Raw genomic sequence first — 17,432 nt, 5'->3', positions numbered from 1 at the left:
GTGTGCACCACCGCGCCCCGGATGCATCGGTGGTCGAGGTGCGAGCGGAGCGAGCCTCGAAACCACAAGCGGGCTACCGTTGGCGGCGTGAGCCGACCGGAGGACGAGAGCCGCACCGAGCTGGCGTGGCGCGAGATCGTCGAGCACTACGGCGAGCGTCCGGCGCTGGACGACGAGACCCCCGCGGCGGAGGAACCGGCGACCGCGGAGCAGTCCGACACCCCAGACGCGCCCGACCTGCCCAAGCACCTCGAGGACGACGACCCGGTCGAGCGGCGCGAGCAGGCGATCGCCGAGGCCGAGCGGTTCCGCCCACCCCCGGCTCCGCCGCTCCCCGCGCCCCGGACGTGGCAGCGCGGCGTGGCGTGGTCCGGCCTCTCCGTGGCACCCCTGCTCGCCCTCGTGCTGGGCCTGTTCTCGCTGTACGTCACGCCGCTGCTCGGCTGGGCGCTCGTCGCGTGGTTCGTCGGTGGCTTCGCCTACCTGGTGCGCGAGATGCCGAGGTCGCCCCGCGACCCGTGGGACGACGGCTCCCGCGTCTGACACCGCCTGGGCGTAGTGTCACCGGGGTGGGGCCACATGAGACCGTCGAGGTCACGGGGCACTTGATGGACAGCGGCATCCTGTCGCGCGTCCTCGATGACATCCGCGACTTCGGCGGCGACTACGTCATCGAGCAGCTCGACGTCGGCCACGACGCCCACGACCCGAGCAGCGCCCGGATCACGGTCGAGGCGGCGGACGACTCCTCCCTCCAGCGACTGCTCATGCGCCTCCAGACGCGCGGGGTCAACCAGGTCTCCGACGGCGACGCGGTCCTCGCGACCGCCGAGCTGGACGGAGTGCTGCCCGAGGGCTTCTACGCCACGACCAACCTCGAGACGCGCGTGCAGCTCGACGGTGAGTGGCACGACGTGGAGAACCCCGAGATGGACTGCGGCCTCGTCGTCGACGCCCCGTCCGGCGCGGCACGGGTCCGTACGGTCCCCCTGACCGACGTGCGGGCCGGCATGCGGATCGTCGTCGGCGCGACCGGCGTACGGGTGTCGGTGCCGCAGCAGGACTCCGAGGCGGCCCCGCTCGCGTTCGGTGACGGCGAGGTCGTGCGCGACCGTCCCCAGGCCGTGCTTGTACGCCAGGTCGCCGACGGCATGCGGCAGGCCCGCACGGACGGGAAGCGCCTGCTCTGGGTCGCCGGCCCCGGGGTGGTGCACGCGGGCTCCGTGCCGGCGATGGTGGCGCTCGTCCGGGCCGGGTGGGTCGACGTCCTGTTCGCCGGCAACGCCTTGGCGACCTACGACATCGAGGCCGCGCTCTACGGCAGGCGCCGCAACCCCGACGAGTCCGCGGAGGGCCTCGAGCACGGGCACGAGCACGAGGTCCGCGCGGTCAACACGATCCGCCGAGCCGGTTCGATCGAGGCGGCGGTGGCCCAGGGGGTCCTGACCGGCGGGCTCATGCACGCGCTCGCCACCTGCGGACGTCGCTTCGTGCTGGTCGGCTCGGTCCGCGACGAGGGTCCGCTGCCCGACGTCCACACCGACGTGGTCGAGGGCCAGCGAGCGATGCGCGCCGAGATCGGCGACGTCGGCTACTGCCTGATGATGGCGACGCAGCTCTACTCGGTCGCCACCGGCAACATCCTGCCGGCGACCGTCCCCGTGGTGTGCGTGGACATCAACCCGGCCGTGGTCACCAGGCTCACCTACCACGGGACCAATCCCGGCCGGGGCATCGTCTCCGACGTGGGGCTCTTCCTCGAGCAGCTGGCGCTGGAGCTCGTGGCGGACTACCGGCGGACCTGATCGCCTGACACGAGCAGCGCCGCTCCGACCATCCCGGCCTGCGGTCCCAGCCGAGCGGCGACCAGCAGGGGCACGACCCGGTGCCCGGCGCCGACGAGCGTACGACGCAGCGCAGCGCGTGCCGGGTCGAGCAGCCGGTCCCCCGCGGCCGAGACGCCGCCCCCGACCACCACGACCTCCGGGTCGAACGCGGCAACCAGGTTGGCGGTACCGACTCCGAGCCAGCCACCGACGGAGGCGAAAGCCTGCCGGGCCACGAGGTCGCCCTGCTCCGCGGCCGAGGTGACCATCGGACCGGTGACCTGCTCCGGCGCCCCGCCGCTCATCTCCACGAGCACGGACGGCTGGTCGGCCATGAGGGCGCGGGCCTCGCGCACGAGCGCGTTGCCCGACGAGTACTGCTCCCAGCAGCCGCGTCGCCCGCACTCGCACGCTTGACCATCAGGCACGACCTGCATGTGCCCAAACTCCCCCGCCATCCCGTTGGCACCGCGAACCACGTGGCCGTCGAGCAACACGGCGCCGCCGATGCCGGTGCCCATGGTGATCATCAGCGCCGAGGCCGCGCCTCGCGCGGCGCCGTGGTGGGCCTCCGCGCGCGCGGCGCAGTTGGCGTCGTTGTCGAGACCCACTGGACACCCGAGTCGGTCGGCGAGGAGGTCACGCAGGGGCTCGCCCTGCCACGGCAGGTGCGGGGCGAACATGACGCGCTCGCCGGCAGAGTCGACGAAGCCGGCCGCGGCGACCCCGACGCCCGCCAACGGCCGGCCGTCCGCGGCCTCCAGCACGGCAGCCACCAATGCGTCCTCGACACGGCTGGTCACCACTCTCCGGCCCGGAGTGGTGCGACGGGCCGTACGTCCCACTCGGCCGTCGAGCTCGACGACTCCGGCCAGTACCTTCGTCCCGCCGATGTCGACTCCGACCACGACCCCCCTCGCCGTGTCGTTGCTCGTCCCGCTGATCACGAGCGCAATCCTTGCGCACGCGCGGGGACATGGGCCGATCGGACCAGCGGTCTAGTCACAACGAGCCATCTTTCGTCATGGACGGTCGAAAGTGCCGTCAAAGAAGCGACAGCCGAGGACACCGACTCCTACGGTGACAGGTGAACATCAAGGGGCAAGGGGATCTCATGCGCTTGCGCACACGCACGAACGGTCGCACCGAGCGGGGTGCTGCCGCGGTCGAGTTCGCCCTGGTCGTGATCCCCTTGCTGCTCGTGGTCGGCGGCATCGTCAACTTCGGCGTGGCCTTCGCCAACCAGATCTCGCTGGACAACGCGGTCCGGCAGGCGGCCCGTGCGACCGTGGTGGACTCCAACCGGGGTCTCACCCCGGCGACCATTGTCGCCGACGAGTACCGGCCGATCACCTCGGATCCGGACCCCACTGTGACCCTGCCGGTCCGAGCGACCTGTGAAGGCACCGATTTGGGCGACAGCCTGCAGGTGCATGCCGAGGTGACCAGCGAGTTCCTCTTCCCCTGGCCGCTTCCGGAAGCGGTGCTGCCCGGGGAGATCACTCTCGAGAGTCAGGCGGAGTTCCAGTGCGAGTTCTCATGAGTCGGCGTCACGAGCACGACGACCGCGGTGCCACCGCCGTTCTGGTGGCGGTTCTCGCGCTCGTTCTGATCGGCATCTCCGGGTTCACCATCGATCTGGGATCTGCCTACGTCAGCAAGCGCAACCTGCAGAAGGCATCCGACGCCGGCGCGTTGGCGGCAGCCCAGGTGCTGACCCAGTACGCGGGCGACTGTCCTACCGTGCGGGACAACTCGGCGGCCTTCGCCGAGGCGCACGCCGCCGCACAGCGGTTCGGCGAACTCAATTACGACGGCACCAAGACACAGTACGAGTCGACGGAGCTCGAGTTCGACATCGACTGCGACCGCACCCCGGGCGTCCTGATCGTGAAGTACGGACTCGCCGGCGACACTGACACTTCCACCTCGCGGCTGCTTGAGGCGCCTGACACGATCACGACTCAGCGCCGCGCTGAAGCAACCGTCGACGTCGCTCCGGGTGCTGGAGAGAGCGTGCGACCGCTCGCCTTGTGTTCCGCACAGGTACAGGTGGTGCCCCGCCCCAGCACGTACCCGTTCGTCCGGGTCGACGCACCCAAGAACGCCACCAAGCTGCCGACGACCTGCCCTGCCAAGACCGGCAGCGGCAACTGGTGGGTCGTGGACTGCCCCGACGAAGCGCCGGGCGAGAGCACGGAGGAGCAGATCGAGTTCGGGTGTGACAACCCAGTCTCCGTGATCCCCGGACAGGAGGACGACCTCACCCCGGGAGAGCTCACCCTCGCCATCGGTGGGGAGTGCGCGCCGAAGGACGACGACGAGAACTGCCTGAGCGGCGACACCGGCAACATCGATTCCGGTCACACGGCTGACAAGTGGGAGATCCTGGTCCGGAACCAGGAGACAGCGATCTTCCCCGTCTTCTGTGCCGTGCCGCAGTGCGACGCCTCCACCATCGAGGGCAGCGGCACCAATGCGGTCTACCCCGTCTTCAAGATGGTCGCGGCGGTCATCTGCGGGTTCCACTTCAGCAAGACCGAGCGCTACGTCTCGACCACGGGAGAGTGCGCCGGGATGCCGTCGATGTACACCAGCGACGAGTGGGAGGCCGGCAACGACGTCAACTTCATGCTGCTGAAGTACGTCAACGAGCGCACCTCGGCCTCGAACGAGGACTCGGAGTGCGCGCTGGGCGCCGAGTGCGACGGCCTGCTCCGCCGAAGCCGCCTCACCGGCGGCGGCGAGTAGCTCGACCCGGCTTCAGTCGCCCTCGGGCCAGTCGTCGGTGACGTCGATGTGCTCCACCCCGCCGTCCTGGGACGCGCCTGCGTGCGTCGTCGCCATGACCGCCGCCGCGGCCTGGGCCAGCGAGGTCATCGCTGCACCCAGGTGCGCGGTGACCTCGGGGCTCAGCTGACGCACTGCGTGGACCGTCCGGCACACCGGGCACACGGTGCACTCGGCCGAACCGGTGGCGAGGTGCTCGTTCAGGTCATGGGCTGATGCGGCTGCCTGCGCAGCCAGACCGGACAGCCCCTCGCCCGCGTCGCCAGCATGCTCCCGCGCCCAGCCTGAAAGGGCGCCGAGGAGCTTGGCGGCCTCCTCGCCCAGCGACCCGACTTCGTGCGCGTCACCCGCGTCGGTCACAGGGTCTCCTCCGGCGTCTCGGTGGTCTGGGTCGTCGTGGTCGAGGCCGGATCGGTGAACCGGACCTGCAGCTCTCCGTCGTGCACGCGCGCCCCCGCCACGCGGTGTCGCGCCAGCCCGGACGGGAGCGTCAGGAGGCGACGATACGACGCCACTGACACGACGAGCTCGTCGCCCTTCCGTGCGAGACGTACGTCGTCCTGCGCGGCGAGCGGGAGGGGCACCGACAGCACCCGGCCGCTGCCCGTCGTACGGACCGACATGCCCGCGGCACCGGATCCCTTCGCCAGCGGGTCGGAGCCGTCGTACACGTCCGTGGCCAGATCCAGCAGGGCCGCGCGCCCGACCGGCTCGGTGGGACGGTAGACCGACGTCCGGAGGTCCAGGCCGGCGAAGGAGTCCGCCGCCTCCTCGAGCACCGCGCGCTGCGCCGCCACCCACGTCGCACGCCACTCGTCCGCGCCGCCGTCCGGGAAGACCCGGTTCACGACGGCCGCGTCGACGCTGTAGCCGAAGAGGGTCAGGAACGTGTATGCCCGCCGGGCCTCGGCGAGCACCACCGACTCGGGAGTCAGGACGAGCCGGATCGAGGTGTCCGGCCCGGTGAGCACGGTCCGTACGTCGTCGAGCTCGACGTGCAGGCGCTCGATCGCGTCGAAGACGGAGTCCTCGGGCATCGGCACCCCGGCGGCGCGGGTGAGGACGGGCTTCAGGGCCTTGACCACCCGACGCTCCACGGGGAGGACGCGCGTCATGTACCACCCGAGCGCCTCGGGAAGCGCGAGCAGACGCAGGGTCTCGGCCGTCGGTGCGCAGTCGACCACGAGGACGTCCCACTCCCCCGACCGCGCCTGCGCCCGTACCTCGAGCAGCGCCAGCACCTCCTCGGCCCCCGGGATGACCGTGAGCTCCTCAGCCGCGACCGGGTCGACACCGGCGACGTCGAGGACGCTCATCAGGTAACCCTGGATGTCGGCCCAGGAGCGTTCGAAGCGCTGCTGTGCGTCGACGTGCTGCACCCAGAGGCTCGGTGCCGCCTCGGTCGGCTCCGCGGTGGCGGCCACGTCGAGCGCATCGGCCAGCGAGTGGGCCGCGTCGGTGGACAGCACCAAGGTCTTGTGCCCAGCGGCAGCGCTCGCGCAGGCCGTGGCTGCGGCGAGGGTGGACTTGCCGACACCGCCCTTGCCGGTGAACAGGAGGATCCGCATGCCGGACCCGGGTGTCAGAGCGACTCGACGCGCTTCTTGAGGCCCTTCAGCGCGGTGTCGATGAGGATCTTCTCGCCCTTGCGCTTGAGCATGCCGATCAGCGGGATGCTGACGTCGAGGGCCAGTCGGTAGGTCACCTCTGTGGTGCCGTCACCCCGGTCGACCAGTGTGTAGGCCCCGTCGAGTGCCTTGAGCATGTTGCCCTCGACGAGGGTCCAGGTGACCTCGCGGTCGCCGTCCCAGTCGTAGGCGAGGGTGTACTCGTCCTTGATCGGCGAGACGTCGAGGGAGAAGTAGACCTGCTCGGCGCGGTCGCCGGACCCGGGCGCGGTGACCTCCGCGGTCTGCACGCCCTTGGCCCACTCGGGGTAGGACTCGAAGTCGGCGATGACGGCCATCACGTCGGCCGGAGGAGCGTCGATCGTGATCGACGAGGAGGTCTGTTCGGCCATGGCCGGAGCCTAGCCCACGGCACCGGGCGTGCTCGGCCACAGGACCCGAACGATAACCTGCGGTCCGCACACGACGACACCCAGGAGGTTCCATCGTGCGGGAGTTCTCCACGCCGCTCTCCATCTCGATCCCGACGACCGGGAACCTCACCGACGACGTCGTCGCCAACGCGCACGACCACGCGGACACCGCTGTCTTCAGCCGGGCCACACCCGACGGCTGGGCCGACGTCACGGCCGGGGAGTTCCACGACGAGGTCCGGGCCGTCGCCAAGGGGCTGGTCGCCGCCGGGGTCGAGGCCGGGGACCGCGTCGCGCTGCTGTCGAAGACCCGTTACGAGTGGACACTCCTCGACTACGCCATCTGGTTCGCAGGCGCCGTGACCGTGCCGATCTACGAGACGTCCTCCGCCGAGCAGATCGGCTGGATCCTCCAGGACTCGGGCGCACGGGCCGTGGTGGCCGAGGGGCCTGACCACCTCGCGCGGATCCGTGAGGCCCGCCGGGCCAGTGACCTCACCGAGCTCCAGCACGTGTGGTCGGTCCAGGACAACGCGGTCGACGTCCTCGGCCGCCTCGGCTCCGACATCTCCGACGAGCTGCTCGAGGAGCGCCGCACCAGCGCCACTCCCCTCGACCTCGCCACCCTCATCTACACGAGCGGCACCACGGGCAAGCCCAAGGGCTGCATGATCACCCACGGCAACTTCATGTTCGAGCTCGGTGTGGCCGTCGACGAGCTCTCCGAGCTCTTCGACACCGACGAGGCGTCGACCCTGCTGTTCCTCCCCCTGGCCCACGTCTTCGCGAGGATCATCCAGATCGGGGCGGTGAAGAGCCGCGCTCGGCTCGGGCACAGCGCCGACATCAAGAACCTCGTCGCCGACCTCGGCGAGTTCAAGCCGACGTTCATCCTCGCCGTTCCCAGGGTCTTCGAGAAGGTCTTCAACACCGCCTCCCAGCGCGCGACCGCCGACGGCCGCGGCCGGATCTTCGACCGCGCCGCGGACATCGCGATCGCTTACTCGCGGGCCCTGGACGGCAAGCGGGTCCCGGTGCGCCTGCGCGCACAGCACGCGCTGTTCGACAGGCTCGTCTACGGCAAGCTCCGTCAGGCGCTCGGCGGCAGCTGCACGTACGCCGTCTCGGGCGGCGCTCCGCTGGGCGACCGGCTCGGCCACTTCTACCGCGGCATCGGTCTGACGGTGCTCGAGGGCTACGGCCTCACCGAGACGACCGCCGCGCTCTGCGTCAACCTTCCCGACGCGCAGAAGATCGGGACGGTCGGCCGCCCGATCCCCGGCACGAGCGTACGGGTCGCCGACGACGGAGAGCTCCTCTTCCGCGGCGGCCAGGTCTTCGCCGGCTACTGGGGCAACGAGGCCGCCACGGCCGAGGCGCTCGACCGCAACGGCTGGTTGCACACCGGAGACGTGGGCGAGGTCGACGACGAGGGCTTCGTCCGGATCACCGGCCGCAAGAAGGAGATCATCGTGACGGCGGGCGGCAAGAACGTCGCCCCGGCGGTCCTCGAGGACCGCCTGCGTGCCCACCCTCTGGTGGACCAGTGCCTCGTGGTCGGCGACGGACAGCCCTTCATCGGCGCCCTCGTGACGATCGACCGCGAGACCTTCCCCGCCTGGGCCGAGCAGCACGGCAAGGGCGACGACCTGGCTCGCATGGTCGAGGACCCCGACCTCGTCTCCGCCGTCCAGGAGGCCGTCGACGAGGCCAACAAGGCCGTCTCCAAGGCCGAGGCGATCCGGAAGTTCACGATCCTCCCCGGCGAGTGGACCGAGGAGGGCGGGCAGCTCACCCCCAGCCTGAAGCTGAAGCGACGCGTCGTCATGCGGGAGTCCCGCGAAGAGATCGAGGCGCTCTACCTCGGCTGAGCCGCACCTGGTCCGTACGACGCACCAGAACCAGGTGCACCACCGGCACCAGTGACTAGGCCCACATAGTCACTTCGGGTGGCGTCCGGACTACTTTCGGGTGGTTTGCTCGGTTTAGCCCGCGAGCCCCGTCACGCGCCCCTAGATTTTCACCGCTGGGAGGGCTTCGGGGCCCGGTTCTCGCACCACGACCCTGAGACCTCCTGCGCGCCCGGGACCCTCGCCGTGGGGATCCCACGACTCGCGAAGGACCCACCATGGCTCGCCGATCAGTTCTCCTCCTCGTCGCCGCCCTCATCGCACTCGCCGGCACGGCCATGATCGTGCTGTACGTCCAGGGCATCGACGCCCGCGCCACGAAGGACCAGGAGCTCGTCGAGGTTCTCGTCGCGACCGAGACGATCGAGACCGGCGAGTCGGTCTCAGAGGCTCAGGAGGCCGGCAAGATCGACACCGCCGAGATCCGACGGGCGGACGTGGTCGAAGGCAGCCTCTCGTCCACGTCGTCGATCTCGGACCTCGTCGCGATCGGCACGATCTACTCCGGCGAGCAGCTCATCGCCAAGAAGTTCGGTAGCCTCGGGGACACCCAGACCCTCGTGATTCCGGACGACATGATGGCAGTCTCAGTCGAGCTGACCGACTTCGAGCGCGTGGCCGGCTTCGTCAACCCTGGCAACGAGGTCGCCATCTTCGCCACCGCCCTCGATCCGATCCGCCTCCTTCCGGACGGCAAGGAGCAGAAGCTGGGCAGCTACACCCGCATCGTCCTCACCCGCAGCCTGGTGCTGGGCGTGGGCACCACCAGCGTCACGTCGCGCACCACCCAGGCCGAGGACGGAGGCACGGAGACCGAGGAAGTCGCTCGCACGATCCTTTCCGTCGCGGTGACGCAGGAGCAGGCGGAGAAGCTCATCCAGGCCGACCGGACCTCCGAGCTCAACTTCGCACTCCTCACCGACGACTCCGCGTCGGAGGACAACGAGGGCGCCTACCTCCGCGACGTCTACCCCGAGCTGTTCCGGAGCCCGCAGCCGTGACCGCCGTCCTCGAGCCCGACGGCGCACAACGCGCCGTACTGCAGGCCATGCTCCACGGATCAGTGGCGTTCGCCGACCCGGAGGGCCTCGACGCGCACATCCGCACCACGGCCAATGAGTTCGCCGTCGTCATCGGCCCATCCGTCCCGAGCGACGCTGCTGCAGACCTGGCGCAGTGGGCGCGCGTCCACCGGCCCGACCTCGGGGTGATCCTGCTCCGCCACGAGGTGGACAGCAACGCGCTTGCCCTGGCCCTGCGCAGCGGCATGCGCGAAGTGGTGGCCGCACGTGACCTGGCCGGGATCACGACAGCGGTTCAGCGAGCACGCAGCGTCGCCAACGCGATCGGCCAGACGATGATGGACGAGGCCCAGGCAGCGGCCGAGTCCGCCCGGGCCGAGGTCGCTGCCCAAGCCGCCCACGCGGCCGCGGTCGCGCAGGCCGAGGCCGACGCGCCGCGAGGACGGATCGTCACCGTGTTCTCCACCAAGGGTGGCGTGGGCAAGAGCCTCGTTGCGACCAACCTCGGCGTGGCCCTGGCCGGCAAGGGGCGCTCCGTCTGCCTGGTCGACCTGGACGTCAACAGCGGCGACGTCGCCATCATGCTGCAGCTGACCCCCAATCGGACCATCAACGACCTGGCCACTTTCAGTGGGGTCATCGACGCCGAGGGGATCGAGTCAATCCTCACCCGGCACTCCGACAACCTGTCGGTCGTCGCCGCTCCGGTGCGCCTCGACTCGCCGGACCAGGCGTCGGTGGAAGACATCGGAAAGCTCCTCGACGCGCTGCGCCGCATGGTCGACTTCGTCGTGGTCGACACCTCGGGCGTCTTCGACGACCACGCGCTCTGCGCACTGGATCGCTCCGACCTCATCGTCCTGGTCGGCACCCTCGACATCCCCTCGCTGAAGGCGCTCAAGCTTGCGACCAGCACGCTCGAGGTCCTCAACTTCCCCAAGTCCACCTGGCGGTTCGTGCTCAACCGGGCCGACAGCAAGGTCGGCCTCACGGTCGACGAGTTCGAGAAGACCCTCGGACTCAAGGCCGACAGCTCGCTGGTGTCGAGCCGCGAGGTCCTCGCAGCTGTCAACCGAGGCGAGGCGCTGGTGAATGCATACCCCAACCACCCCAACTCGAAGGCCCTCGTCGCGTTCTCCGACAGCGTCGCGTCAGCCGTCGCCGGTCCTGGCGACACCGACGAGGGAACCCCGTCCGGCCGGAAGTCCAGTGGCTCCCGGCTCCGCCTGAGGAGGGCATGACGTGAGCCTCACCGACCGTCTCGCGGCTGCGCGCAACCGCACCACGGAGTCGCCCGACACCGCTCCCGGAGCGGCGTCCGGCGCACCGAGCCCGACGACTACCGTCGCACGACCCGCAGCGGGCGAAGCCAGGAAGCGGGCTGCTACCAAGGGCGACCCCTTCCAGGACCTGAAGCGCATCGTCCACCAGCGCCTGGTCGAGGCGCTCGGCCCGAAGCTGTACGACGCTCACATGACGCAGTCCGAGCTCGAGCAACAGGTTCGGCTCGCCCTCCAAACGGCCATCGCCGACGCCGACATCCCGATGTCGTCGGCCGACCGCACGCGCGTGTCGCAGGAGATCGCGGACGACATCCTCGGCTACGGCCCGATCGAGCCGCTGCTCCGCGACCCCACTCTGTCCGAGGTCATGGTCAACTCGTTCCAGGACATCTTCGTCGAGCGCAGCGGCAAGCTGGTCAAGGTCGACACGTCGTTCACTGACGAGGCCCACCTGCGCCGCACCATCGACAAGATCGTCAGCAAGATCGGCCGGCGCGTCGACGAGACCAGCCCGATGGTCGACGCGCGCCTCCCTGACGGTAGCCGCGTGAACGCCATCATCCCGCCGCTGGCGCTCGACGGCTCGAAGCTCACCATCCGCAAGTTCTCCGAGGACCCCTACACGGTCGAGGACCTGATCGGCTTCGGCACCCTCACCCGCCCAGCGGCGAATCTCCTCGAGGGCTGCGTCCGCGGCCGGCTCAACATCCTGGTCTCCGGAGGTACGGGCGCCGGGAAGACGACGACGCTCAACGTGCTGTCCTCGTTCATCCCCGACGATGAGCGCATCGTCACCATCGAGGACGCCGCCGAGCTCCGGCTCGTGCAGGACCACGTCCTGCGGCTGGAGTCGCGTCCGGCCAACATCGAGGGCAAGGGCGCCGTCACCATCCGCGACCTCGTCAAGAACTCGCTCCGCATGCGACCGGACCGCGTGGTGGTCGGTGAGATCCGTGATGCCGCGGCGCTCGACATGCTCCAGGCCATGAACACGGGCCACGACGGGTCCATCTCGACGCTGCACGCCAACACCCCGCGCGACGCCCTCGCCCGACTCGAGACCATGGTGCTGATGGCCGGCATGGACTTGCCGGTCCGCGCCATTCGCGAGCAGGTCGCCAGCGCCGTCGACCTCATCATCCAGCAGACCCGCCTCAAGGACGGCACCAGGCGGATCACCGCGATCACCGAGATCGTCGGCATGGAGGGCGACATCATCACCACACAGGACGTCTTCCTCTTCGACTACGCGGCCGGTCTCGACGAGAACGGCAAGTTCAAGGGCGGCCTGCAGTCGATGGGACTGCGACCGCGGTTCCTCGAGCGGCTCACCGACCACGGCGTGCACGTCGATCCCGCCATCTTCGCCACGGGCGGAACCCTGCGATGAACCTGCGTCACGGCTCGCGAGCACCGCGACGGGCGGCAGGGCTGCTCACCAGTGGGCTGTTCGTCCTGTTCGCGACGGCACCCGCCCATGCGGCCGACGAGGTGAACATCGACCACGTCGAGTCCGTCGACGGGACGGTGTCGATGGTGGTCGCCGTGGACGGTATCCCAGGCGACGCGGCGGTTGACCCCGCGTCGGTCCGGGTCGAGGTGGACGGACGCGCGGTCGAGTCGTCTGCCAAGAGCATCGCGGCCGGAGACGTGACTCGCACGACCGTCCTGGTCCTCGACGCCAGCAACAGCATGCGGCAGGGTGACAAGTTCGCGTCGGCGACAGCAGCCGTCGACGCGTTCCTCGCGGCCGCCCCCGACGACGTACGCATCGGCCTGGTGCCGTTCGCGGGCGACCTCGGTGACGTGATCGAGCCCACCACCGACCACGCGTCGGTCCGCGCGGCGCTCGCGGAGATCACCCTGCGCAAGGGCACCGGGGTCTACGACGCGATGGCCGAGGGTCTCGCCCAGGTCGGGACCGACGGGTCGCGCTCGCTGCTGGTGCTGTCAGACGGTGGTGACACCAACAGCGCCACCACGCTCGAGGTGGTCGCCAAGGACGCGCAGGACGGCGGTGTCGTGGTCGACGTCGTCTCCCTGGCCAATCCCAAGAACGCCGAGACCATGTCGTCCCTGGCCGAGGGCACCGGCGGCCAGGTGATCCCGGCGGAGCAGGGAGCTCTGGAGTCCGTGTTCTCCGCCCAGGCGGACGCCCTGGCACAGCAGCTCCTGGTGACCTTCCAGCGCCCGGATGACGCAGCCGATGAGGTGAACCTCGGCGTCACGGTCGACGCCGACGGCTCGTCGTACACCGACTCTGCCTTCATTTCGCTCGGCGCGGCTTCCTCCGCCCCGGACCTCGTGTCGTCCGGACGCTCACTCGTGGGCACGCCCGGCATGCTCGGTGGCGCCCTGGCGTTGGCACTCGGTCTGGCCGGGATCCTCGCAGTGGCCATCGCAGGCCCGAACCGTTCTTCGGCGGACCGTCGACTGGAGGCCTACTTCGGTGAGAGCGGCGGCGCCAAGCGACGCGGCAACGCCAGCGCCGACCTCCGGGGATCAGCAGTCGCCATGACCGACAAGATGGTCTCCAAGGACCTCGAAGGTCGCATCTCGCAGCGGCTCGCCGGAGCCGGTTCGGCGCTGACAGCCTCGGAGTGGTTGCTGCTCCACGCCGCCATCGCTGTGGGCTCTGCATTAGTCGCCTTCCTGCTAGCCGGCCCCCCGATGGGCGCACTAGGACTTGTCCTGGGCCTAGTGGGCCCGTGGCTCTACCTCAAGGTTCGACACTCGCGTCGGCTGAACGCCTTCAACGGTCAGCTCGCTGAGACCCTGGGGCTCATGGCCGGCGGCCTGCAGGCGGGGCTCTCACTCCCCCAGGCTGTTGACAGCGTCGTACGTGAGGGCAACGAGCCGATGGCCGGTGAGTTGCGGCGAGCACTGGTCGAGCAGCGACTCGGCGTCGACATCACGGATGCGCTGGAGGGCGTTGGAGAGCGCATGCAGAGCGAGGACTTCTCGTGGATCGTGATGGCCATCCGCATCCAGCGCGAGGTGGGCGGCAATCTGGCCGAGATCCTGCACACGGTCGCAGACACGCTGCGCGAGCGGGACTACCTCCGCCGTCAGGTGCGAGCCCTCAGCGCGGAAGGACGACTCTCCGGATACATTCTCACCGCCCTGCCGCCAGGCTTGTTCGGCTACATGCTCTTCGCCAACCCTGAGTACGTCGAAGTGCTCTACACCACTGTGGTGGGATGGATCCTGCTCGGCGTCTCGGTGTTCTTGCTCGGTCTCGGCGGCTTCGCCATGGCCAAGCTCGCGAAGGTGGAGGTCTGACATGGGAGCGACAATCATGCTGGCCGGTGCGGCACTGCTGTGTGCCGGACTGACCCTGGCCCTCTCCATCATTGGCGTGGCGACGTCGGAGCGCCGGGGTGTCGCGCGCTCGGTCGCGGCTATCCAGGCGATCGACAGTGCGCCCGCGGAGCTGAAGGGCGAGATCGAACGGCCCTTCGCCGAACGGGTCATCGCACCTCTGGGCGATCGGCTCGTAGTCACGGGACGTCGCTTGGTGCGGGCGGACACCGCAAGGAAGATCCAGTACCGGCTCAACGTGGCAGGCAACCCGCCTGCCTGGGACGTGAACCGCATCCTGGGGCTCAAGGTCCTCGGACTCGGCGTCTTCGGTGTGCTCGGGTTCCTCTACCTGCTCGGACTCGGATGGCCGTTCTATCGCGTGGTCGTGGTGACGGGCTTGGTGGCGACCTTCGGATACGTCCTCCCTAACGTCCTGCTGTACAACGCCGGCACCAAGCGGGCCGCCCAGATGCGCAACGGCCTGCCCGACGCCATGGACCTGCTCACGATCTCGGTCGAGGCCGGCCTCGGATTCGACGCGGCCGTCAGCCGGGTTGCCAAGAACAGCGACGGCCCGCTGGCAAACGAGTTTGCACGCCTGCTCCAGGAGATGCAGATCGGCAGGGGCCGGGCGGATGCTATGAGGGCGATGGCCGAGCGGACCTCTCTGCCCGACCTCAAGTCCTTCTGCCTCGCCATGGTCCAGGCTGACAGTCTCGGCATCCCGATCGCACGGGTCCTGCGCATCCAGAGCCAGGAGATGCGCACGAAGCGCCGCCAGCGTGCTGAGGAGAAGGCGCAGCAGGTTCCCGTTCGGATGATGATCCCGCTGGTGCTGTTCATCCTGCCGTGCCTCTTCCTCGTCATCCTCGGGCCTGCTGGAATCTCCATCGCCGAGAGCTTCAGTTCGCGTTGATGAGCAGATCCCGCATGCGTGACGCCGACGAGTCGACACCGGTCAGCACGGCTGTCAGCACGTGGCGGGCAACGACTGCGGTGAGGGTCTTCGCTGTCGCGCTGTCAATCGGGGCCACGATCAGCGACGGCACCGTCGTCGCCTCGGCGCCGGTGCTCGTCGTGGTCTTCCTCGTCGCAATGGTGATGTCCCTGCTCGAGTGGAAGTCGCGCGACCTGCCGACCCACTGGTATGCCGTTGCCGAGGCCATCGTCGTTCCCACCGTCGTCGTCGCTACAGAATCCACCGTGGGTCTCGGGGCCTGTCTGGCCTTCCCAGCCGTCGTGGCCGGGGTAAGGCACGGATTGGTGACCACGCTCAATGTGACTCTGGTGGCCGGTCTGGCCACGGCGGCGACCCTGGCCGCCAACCCCGACGGCGATGCTGCGGAGCAGGCGGTCAGTGTGCTGCCATGGCTCGCCATCGGACTCGGCGTTGGCCTCCTTGCGAGCTGGCAGTCACGCGGAAGCCGAGACCTTGCTGCACGGCAGGCGCCCTACGCCGCTGCACACCAGTTGATGGCGCGGATCCACCAGCTCGCAACGTCCGGGACCGTCGGGCTCGACAGTGCGTCGCTGGCGACGGAGCTCGAGGCGGCCATGCTCAAGGCAACTGCAGGTGCCCGTTGCACGGTCTTCGTCGTCGATCATGACCACGACCTGAGAGCGCTGAATCCTGGCACCGACGTGGAGCGCCTCCAGCAAGAGATCGTCGTCCAGCAGTCCGATCGAACCCCCGGCGCCGCGGTCGTGCCCCTAAGAGGTGCCCAGCAGGTGCTCGGCTACTGCGTCGTCGTCGGGGTGCCTCGATGGACCGACGAGCTCGACGAGCGCGCTCGGGAGGTGGCCGACGACTTCGCCCTCCGGCTGGACACGGCCGTACTCTTCGAGGACGTGCGCTCCCTCGCCACGTCCGAGGAGCGCAACCGCATCGCGCGGGACATGCACGATGGCGTGGCACAGGAGATCGTCGGACTCGGCTACATCGTGGATGAGATCGAGTCGATCAGCGACCAGGAGCAGACTCGCGAGCTCGCGTCGACCTTGCGGGCAGAGATCACTCGGCTGGTGTCCGAAATCAGGTTCTCCATCTTCGATCTGCGCCACCAGGTCACCGACGGCCGGGTGTCGAGCTCGCTCGCCGACTACGCCCGAGAGGTTTCCCATGCCTCTGGGCTGCAAGTGCATCTCTCCTTGGCGGAGTCCGGCCCACCGCTCCCCCCCAGGACGGCGACGGAAGTGCTCCGCGTCGCTCAGGAGGCGATCGGCAACGTCAGGAAGCACGCCAGGGCAAAGAACCTGTGGGTCACCTTCGACTCCGACGGCACCGCCCTCCGACTCGAGGTGACGGACGACGGAGTCGGCAACGCGGGGCCGCGCGAACACCACTGGGGCCTCCAGACCATGCGTGAAAGGGCCGAAGGAGTCGGCGCGCGACTCGAGGTCATCCCCCGACGCGACGGTGGCACCGTCGTCAGCCTCCGGTCGACGTCGACCGTGACCCCAGAAGGAGAGACCGCCCATGGGCACCACCGTGCTACTGGTTGACGACCACGAGCTGATCCGCCAAGGACTCGCGCGCGCCTTCGAGCGCGACGCCGACATGACAGTCGTCGGGCAGGCCGGAACGGTCGCCGACGGAGTCGCCGCTTGGGAGCAGTTGCAGCCCGACGTCGTCGTCACGGACCTCCAGCTCCCTGACGGGCACGGCCTGGACGTCGTGCGCGCCATACGCGCCGCTGGCGACGCCACCGGAGTCGTTGTGCTCACGATGCACGCAGGAGACGACCACATCTTCGCCGCGATGGAGGCCGGCGCCTCTGCGTTCGTCGGCAAGGACACCCGGGCGACCGAGGTGGTGAGCGCCGCGAAGCACGCTGCTGTGGCGCCGCGGACCTTCCTGTGTGCCGGTCTCAGCCAGGCAGTGATGCGTCGCGCCACCTCACCTGCGCCGCCCAGGCTGTCCGGCCGCGAGGCCGAGGTGCTCGCCCTTCTCGCCGACGGTCTCGGCACCGGCGAGATCGCCTCGTCGCTCTACATGAGCGAGTCCACGGCCAAGACACACATCACGCACATCTACCAGAAGCTGGGGGCTGCCAACCGCGCCCAGGCCCTGGTGACGGCCATGCGACTCGGCCTGCTCGACCACGCCTCCCCTCAGCGCTTCTGACCTAGTTGTACCCGGCCAGGACGTTGGTAGCAGCGAGCCTGGTTGAACGAGCGAGAACCTCCGAGTGGGATGTGGCTTGTCTAAGGCCCACGCCCAACCGGAGGTTCTCGTGTCCCACGGTAATGCCCGGCTG

Annotated in this window: 16 protein-coding genes; 12 read left to right on the top strand and 4 right to left on the bottom strand. The window is 69.4% G+C overall.

What is annotated here, in order from left to right; translation table 11 throughout:
* The first annotated feature begins 87 nt into the window (after nt 1-87).
* The gene (locus IEZ24_RS15320; RefSeq protein ID WP_129455044.1) at nt 88-543 is read left to right on the top strand and encodes a hypothetical protein; all 456 of its coding nucleotides are present in this window, start codon (nt 88-90) and stop codon (nt 541-543) included.
* A 26-nt stretch (nt 544-569) separates the two neighbouring features.
* Nucleotides 570-1,805 (top strand): ornithine cyclodeaminase family domain, encoded by a 1,236-nt coding sequence (locus tag IEZ24_RS15315; protein ID WP_129455043.1) that lies wholly within the window; start codon nt 570-572, stop codon nt 1,803-1,805.
* Here IEZ24_RS15315 and IEZ24_RS15310 read toward each other — a convergent pair.
* Complete coding sequence (locus IEZ24_RS15310; RefSeq protein WP_242498466.1) at nt 1,790-2,773, bottom strand: ROK family protein; 984 nt, start codon at nt 2,771-2,773, stop codon at nt 1,790-1,792. The two genes, IEZ24_RS15315 and IEZ24_RS15310, sit on opposite strands and share 16 nt — an antisense overlap.
* 140 nt (nt 2,774-2,913) lie before the next feature.
* Between IEZ24_RS15310 and IEZ24_RS15305 the strand changes: the two genes are divergently transcribed.
* A complete protein-coding gene (locus IEZ24_RS15305; protein ID WP_207206806.1) occupies nt 2,914-3,369 on the top strand; it encodes a TadE/TadG family type IV pilus assembly protein in 456 nt (151 codons plus the stop codon).
* Nucleotides 3,366-4,577, top strand: a complete 1,212-nt coding sequence (locus tag IEZ24_RS15300) for a pilus assembly protein TadG-related protein (RefSeq protein ID WP_129455042.1) — start codon at nt 3,366-3,368, stop codon at nt 4,575-4,577. The genes IEZ24_RS15305 and IEZ24_RS15300 overlap by 4 nt, the downstream gene beginning before the upstream one ends.
* Before the next feature lie 12 nt (nt 4,578-4,589).
* Here the strand turns inward: IEZ24_RS15300 and IEZ24_RS15295 are convergent, their stop codons facing one another.
* From IEZ24_RS15295 to IEZ24_RS15285, 3 genes are read right to left on the bottom strand one after another with little or no spacing between them, the layout of a single operon-like run.
* Nucleotides 4,590-4,976, bottom strand: coding sequence for a hypothetical protein (locus IEZ24_RS15295; RefSeq protein WP_129455041.1), 387 nt, complete (start codon nt 4,974-4,976; stop codon nt 4,590-4,592).
* Nucleotides 4,973-6,184, bottom strand: a complete 1,212-nt coding sequence (locus IEZ24_RS15290) for an ArsA family ATPase (protein WP_129455040.1) — start codon at nt 6,182-6,184, stop codon at nt 4,973-4,975. Before IEZ24_RS15290 ends, IEZ24_RS15295 begins: the two co-directional genes overlap by 4 nt.
* Before the next feature lie 14 nt (nt 6,185-6,198).
* The gene (locus tag IEZ24_RS15285; RefSeq protein ID WP_129455039.1) at nt 6,199-6,636 is read right to left on the bottom strand and encodes an SRPBCC family protein; all 438 of its coding nucleotides are present in this window, start codon (nt 6,634-6,636) and stop codon (nt 6,199-6,201) included.
* 95 nt (nt 6,637-6,731) lie between these two features.
* On the opposite strand from IEZ24_RS15285, the gene IEZ24_RS15280 reads away from it, so the two are divergent.
* The 8 genes from IEZ24_RS15280 to IEZ24_RS15245 all read left to right on the top strand — a co-directional run bounded on the left by IEZ24_RS15280 (nt 6,732) and on the right by IEZ24_RS15245 (nt 17,299).
* Nucleotides 6,732-8,528, top strand: a complete 1,797-nt coding sequence (locus IEZ24_RS15280) for an AMP-dependent synthetase/ligase (RefSeq protein WP_129455038.1) — start codon at nt 6,732-6,734, stop codon at nt 8,526-8,528.
* A 257-nt stretch (nt 8,529-8,785) separates the two neighbouring features.
* Nucleotides 8,786-9,568, top strand: a complete 783-nt coding sequence (gene cpaB / locus IEZ24_RS15275; protein ID WP_129455037.1) for a Flp pilus assembly protein CpaB — start codon at nt 8,786-8,788, stop codon at nt 9,566-9,568.
* Nucleotides 9,565-10,830, top strand: coding sequence for an AAA family ATPase (locus IEZ24_RS15270; protein ID WP_129455036.1), 1,266 nt, complete (start codon nt 9,565-9,567; stop codon nt 10,828-10,830). The genes cpaB and IEZ24_RS15270 overlap by 4 nt, the downstream gene beginning before the upstream one ends.
* Nucleotide 10,831: 1 nt before the next feature.
* Nucleotides 10,832-12,262 carry a CpaF family protein gene (locus IEZ24_RS15265; protein ID WP_207206804.1) on the top strand — a complete coding sequence of 477 codons (1,431 nt, stop codon included), beginning with the start codon at nt 10,832-10,834 and terminating at the stop codon, nt 12,260-12,262.
* Nucleotides 12,259-14,154 carry a type II secretion system F family protein gene (locus tag IEZ24_RS15260; protein ID WP_129455035.1) on the top strand — a complete coding sequence of 632 codons (1,896 nt, stop codon included), beginning with the start codon at nt 12,259-12,261 and terminating at the stop codon, nt 14,152-14,154. The genes IEZ24_RS15265 and IEZ24_RS15260 overlap by 4 nt, the downstream gene beginning before the upstream one ends.
* A gap of 1 nt (nt 14,155) precedes the next feature.
* Nucleotides 14,156-15,091, top strand: a complete 936-nt coding sequence (locus tag IEZ24_RS15255) for a type II secretion system F family protein (protein ID WP_129455034.1) — start codon at nt 14,156-14,158, stop codon at nt 15,089-15,091.
* A gap of 14 nt (nt 15,092-15,105) precedes the next feature.
* Nucleotides 15,106-16,677: a sensor histidine kinase gene (locus IEZ24_RS15250; protein ID WP_165356074.1), complete on the top strand. Its 1,572-nt coding sequence runs from the start codon at nt 15,106-15,108 to the stop codon at nt 16,675-16,677.
* Nucleotides 16,652-17,299 carry a response regulator transcription factor gene (locus IEZ24_RS15245; RefSeq protein WP_129455032.1) on the top strand — a complete coding sequence of 216 codons (648 nt, stop codon included), beginning with the start codon at nt 16,652-16,654 and terminating at the stop codon, nt 17,297-17,299. Before IEZ24_RS15250 ends, IEZ24_RS15245 begins: the two co-directional genes overlap by 26 nt.
* Nucleotides 17,300-17,432 lie beyond the last annotated feature (133 nt).

Source organism: Nocardioides ganghwensis, from assembly GCF_014779655.1.
GTDB lineage: Bacteria > Actinomycetota > Actinomycetes > Propionibacteriales > Nocardioidaceae > Nocardioides > Nocardioides ganghwensis.
The sequence above is the reverse complement of the archived record's forward strand: the minus strand, read 5'-3'. Positions and strand labels throughout refer to the sequence as shown.